This window comes from Bradyrhizobium liaoningense, from assembly GCF_018130955.1.
Classification (GTDB): domain Bacteria; phylum Pseudomonadota; class Alphaproteobacteria; order Rhizobiales; family Xanthobacteraceae; genus Bradyrhizobium; species Bradyrhizobium liaoningense_C.
This window is the reverse complement of sequence record NZ_JAFCJM010000136.1, coordinates 1-2,782: the sequence shown is the minus strand read 5'-3', so window position 1 is coordinate 2,782 and position 2,782 is coordinate 1. Positions and strand designations below refer to the sequence as shown.

The 2,782-nt window shown below is 58.0% G+C and carries 4 protein-coding genes; all 4 read right to left on the bottom strand.

What is annotated here, in order from left to right; all coding sequences use genetic code 11:
* Nucleotides 1-511 precede the first annotated feature (511 nt).
* The 4 genes from JQ632_RS39015 to JQ632_RS39000 all read right to left on the bottom strand — a co-directional run bounded on the left by JQ632_RS39015 (nt 512) and on the right by JQ632_RS39000 (nt 2,322).
* Complete coding sequence (locus JQ632_RS39015) at nt 512-718, bottom strand: hypothetical protein (protein WP_212408029.1); 207 nt, start codon at nt 716-718, stop codon at nt 512-514.
* A gap of 23 nt (nt 719-741) precedes the next feature.
* A complete protein-coding gene (locus JQ632_RS39010; RefSeq protein WP_212408028.1) occupies nt 742-1,065 on the bottom strand; it encodes a hypothetical protein in 324 nt (107 codons plus the stop codon).
* Between the two features lie 85 nt (nt 1,066-1,150).
* A complete protein-coding gene (locus JQ632_RS39005; protein ID WP_211407583.1) occupies nt 1,151-1,603 on the bottom strand; it encodes an Hsp20 family protein in 453 nt (150 codons plus the stop codon).
* A 506-nt stretch (nt 1,604-2,109) separates the two neighbouring features.
* Complete coding sequence (locus JQ632_RS39000) at nt 2,110-2,322, bottom strand: hypothetical protein (protein ID WP_212408027.1); 213 nt, start codon at nt 2,320-2,322, stop codon at nt 2,110-2,112.
* Between the last annotated feature and the right edge of the window lie 460 nt (nt 2,323-2,782).

Here is a 2,782-nt window from a genome sequence, read left to right as displayed (position 1 = left end):
CAGATCGAGAGCAGTGTCGATCTTCCGCACTAGATGATCTTCGGGAACCGCGTCGCTGAGATGAAACTCGTAGAACAATTGACCTTGGTCACTCTTCAGACGGCCCATCATGGATCGACCTCGTCGCGATTCGCGTCAACACAACGGAATCACGCTTGCCGGCTCGCCTCAACCGACTTTTGCAACAAAATCGGCCACGAGCGGACATCGCTGCGGCAAAAAATCCCATATGCGAGATCGAGCGGCGCGGAGCAGGCATGTATCGCGTGCGCCTTAGGAGGTGGTTCGTTTGTTCCAATGCTCGGCCGCCTGCCTAACGGTCGGCGCATTGGGGCCGAAAGCTGAACATTCCTTACACACTACAAATTTTGGATCGATGTCGCTGTTGATCCAAGCTCCGAACCGCCGCAGAAAGGACAGGGCCGCAGCGGTTGTACAGAAATGGGGAATCCGCGCAGTGGATCGATAGCTGCGCTGTCGCTAGGCTTCCTAGGCATCTTAACACGAGCGTTTAGGACAGTAGTTCTGGGCCGAGGTCGACGACCTCGACGAAATGATGACCGACGTCGCTGTTGAAGCCGATGAAGTCCCACTTCGCGCCGTCGCCTTGACAAGTAGCGCCGGTGAAGCGTGCTGGCTGCCACTCGGGATGTTTCGTACTTGAGCGCACAAGGACCCAATAGAAGCGACCTGGAATCAACTGTGTAACGTCGGTCATGGCATCATTTGCAGACCCCTCGCTCACGCCGCCGCGCGGCGCTCGGCCGAGCGCAGACGCATGGGCTTGCCGCCCGGCGGGTTGCGTGGACCGTTTCCGTCTAGCGCGCGTAGCGCTTCCAGAATATCGTCGATATGAACAGACGCCTTTAGTCCGTCCGGTGAGCGCAACGCTGGACAGGACGCGATCGCCGAGGCGTCGGAAGCCCATGACGCGAGGATGGCCCGCTTCTCGGCCAGACTCAAAGTCGGGTCAGCGACGACCTCGCGCGGATGCGAGAACACCGTGCCGGGATGAAGAAGGGCATTTAAATCGAAGACGTTATCGTGTGCGGGCGTCGTCCGCATGGCTAAACCTCCCATCATAAGACGCATTAAGGTGGCCGCGCGGGAGCAATCCCGCGCGGCGGCGATCGGAACCAAGCCGCGTTGGTCAGGCGGCCTTGCCCTCGATCTGCTTGACCTGCCCAGCGCTTGCGCCCGCGATGGCGATGCGCCGCGGCTTCATGGCCTCGGGAATCTCGCGTTGAAGCTCGATGACCAACAGACCATTCTCGAAGTGCGCGCCCTTGACCTCGACGTGGTCAGCCAGGGTGAACTGGCGCTTGAACGAGCGTGTCGACATTCCGCGATGCAGGAAGGTCTTCTCGTCCTTCTCAGCCTTGTGGCCTTCCAACGTAAGGACATTCTGCTCCACCGTGAGGCCCACCTCGTCCGGTGTGAATCCGGCGAGCGCCACCGAGATTTGGAAGCGGTTCTCGTCGAGCCGCTCGATGTTATAGGGGGGATAGGTCTCTTCGGCGGTCCGCTGGACTTCGTCGAGAACATCAAACAGGCGGTCGAAACCAATGGTTGACCTCCACAGGGGAGTCCAATCATACCTCATAGCCAAATCCTCCAAAGAGCAAGTTGGGTACGAGCTGGCACCGGACACCTTCCGGCGCCCGCCTTGATTTCGGGGCCCCGAAGGCGCCCCGGCCGCCATGTCTGCGGCGACCAAAAAAATCTGCCACGGGCAAAAAAGTTTCAAGAGGGTGACGAAAAATTTTAGCGCCTTAACGGGCGGCCTGGTTTAAGCGTTGTTGTCGTGCAAGGTCACATCCGCTTCGGCCGCTCGGGGGCACAAGCGGCGGTCTGCGTCCAAATAGCCGACATGGTAAATGCCTCAGCTCGGGTCGGCTAAGGGTCTTGGCTGTGTGAAAACGCCAGGGCGCTTGACGGCGATAGAATACGTTATTCGTTCAAGACCGTCTTAGCGGTCAACCTCGCAAGCGCATTCAACTTAGAGAACGAACTGAAGAATGTAATTCTAGCCGTGCCTCGATCTTTCGCGTTTTTACACAGCCAGGGCCACGAGGCGACATATGAAAGAGGCCGCCAACTGAGGCGGCCCTACTCTTGCGTGCTTTCTTGGTCTGGATTGATGCCAAGAATCTTGAACGACTGCGCCAATACCTCTCGGGAACGTTGAAGAGCTTCACTGGTGTGCACTAGCGCTTGCTGCGCTCGTTCATAGGCCTGCTTCGCAGCCTCGATCTCTTCCCGGGTCACAGTGCCGTAGTAAGGCATAACATTTTCCTGGAATGCGCCTGCATATCCTTTCATGGCGATTTCATTCTGATGGTCGAAGTCCCGGGGATGTAAGCCACTCGTTCATATGAGAGGCTGTTTCGGCCTGCCGGGCTTTGCGGATCATTTGGTCCCGCGCTGCGCCTGGTGGAAGCCATTTGGCTTCGGCTCTTAGGCGTTTTGCTTGTTCGGAAAGTCGTTCTTCAAGGGATTGTATCTGTTTGAAACGACGACGCTGCATGACACAACCTCGTGCTTACGGGTCCTAATCCGTAGGGTTCAGCAGTTCCGATCCTAATATGCAGACGGGCGGGTTTCGGTTCCCTACTCGGAATGAATTTTTCCGCCTCTGCGATCGTAGCTCCGCTTCGGGGTACGCTTCCGGCGAAGGCCCCGGCTAGGGCTGTTTCTGGCGGAAAGCGATCGCGCTATGCGGCGTGGGCGACGTTCTGAGATCGCCAATTCCAGGGCATGAGTTCGTCAATGCGCTTGGCGG